This is a genomic window from Methylocystis suflitae (genome assembly GCF_024448135.1).
Taxonomy (GTDB): domain Bacteria; phylum Pseudomonadota; class Alphaproteobacteria; order Rhizobiales; family Beijerinckiaceae; genus Methylocystis; species Methylocystis suflitae.
The window spans coordinates 1-506 of sequence record NZ_JAMRYX010000140.1 but is presented as its reverse complement, the minus strand read 5'-3'; the positions used below and the strand labels follow the sequence as shown (position 1 = coordinate 506).

General features: G+C 55.7%; 1 pseudogene. It reads left to right on the top strand.

Annotated features, from left to right (window positions below):
• Positions 1-506, top strand: a pseudogene (locus NEI07_RS10685) (ISKra4 family transposase); the annotation flags it as partial.

Below are 506 nucleotides of genomic sequence, written 5' to 3'. Positions count from 1 at the left end.
TTCGTGCCCGCCGCCCGCGCTCACAATCACAAAAGCGTTCGAAACCGCCTCGCGCGGGTTGCAGATCACATCGAGACGAAAGACCTGTCGAGTCCACATCGCATGAGCCGTGTCGGACCAGGCCCGATGTCCGTTTTCATTGATGGCGCCTACATCCGCGCCGTTCCGGGATTTCAAACTCGACATTTCGAAATCATCATTGGACGCATCGAAACCGATGGACGCGTGGCGCGCCATTTTGCATCCGCGCCAAATATTTCGACGAGCAACGTCGATACTATTCGAGCTACGTTGCGCGCCCAAGGTTGGATTCCTGGTAGAAATGTCATGGTTTTCAGTGACGGCGATCCAGCGCTCAAAGGCGCCGTGATCCGTGCAGCACGACAGCAAGTCACGCACGTCCTCGACTGGTTCCACATCTCGATGCGGGTACGTCACATCGAGCAAGCTTTCGAAGGAATCCGTCAGTTTGAGCCAGAATTGAAGTCTTGTCTCCTGACATCGGC